The organism is Gluconobacter japonicus (assembly GCF_002723975.1).
GTDB lineage: Bacteria > Pseudomonadota > Alphaproteobacteria > Acetobacterales > Acetobacteraceae > Gluconobacter > Gluconobacter japonicus.
Genome location: NZ_BEWO01000070.1, coordinates 1 through 867, shown reverse-complemented (window position 1 = coordinate 867; position 867 = coordinate 1). Strand labels below are relative to the sequence as shown.

The window sequence follows — 867 nt, the reverse complement described above, 5'->3', positions numbered from 1 at the left end:
ACGGCGTGTCGTCAGTTAAGCAGGATGATGATTGAGGCGAACTGAACCGCCGCGAGGAAGGTGGATTTCAGTTTGTCGTAGCGGGTTGCAATAGCGCGGAACTGCTTCAGTTTATTGAAGAACCGTTCGATAAGATTACGTTCCCTGTAAAGAGCGAAGTCGGTTTTCCGCGGCATCGCTCTATTGCGTTTTGACGGTATGACCGGGGTAATCCCGCGCTCTGTCAATCGGTCGATCAACCTGTCTGCGTCATACGCCCTATCAGCAAGGAAGGCATCCGGATCGATGTTTTCCAGCATCGGTTCCGTCCGGTTAATATCCGCATCCTGTCCCGGTGTGATATCGATCTCCACCGGATTGCCCAGAGCATCGCAGATAGCATGGATCTTTGTGGTCAATCCGCCCCGGGATCGTCCGATGGCCTGATCCGCGCCCCCTTTTTGAGGGCTCCGGCACTGTGCTGATGCGCCCGGACAATGGTGCTGTCGATCATCATGTATTCATTGTCGTGATCTGCTGCCAAATGGCGAAAGATCCGCTCAATAACACCAGTTTCACACCAGCGACGCAGACGTCTGTGCACGTTTTTCCAGTCCCCGAAACGGCCCGGAAGATCACGCCAGGGAATGCCTGCACGGTAGCGATACAGCACAGCTTCTACGAAAAGGCGGTTGTCTGCAGCAGTGCCTCCGACATGACCCTCACGACCCGGAAGAAAGTCTTTTATACGCTCCCACTGGTCGTCACGTAAGCCATAGCGCCGCATCTGTTGTTCTCCTCCAAAGCCGGAAAAACAGTCAGCACAGAGCAACAGAACGTACAACCCTCACTTCAAGCTCTCAGGTCTTAACTGACGACACGCCGTAG

General features: G+C 54.2%; 1 protein-coding gene. It reads right to left on the bottom strand.

The window, feature by feature from the left end; translation table 11 throughout:
- Positions 1–11 precede the first annotated feature (11 nt).
- A protein-coding gene (locus GJA01_RS15080) for an IS5 family transposase (protein WP_085948219.1) occupies positions 12–766 on the bottom strand; the annotation gives its coding sequence in 2 pieces (ribosomal slippage) (positions 12–445 and positions 445–766; 756 coding nt in all).
- Positions 767–867 lie beyond the last annotated feature (101 nt).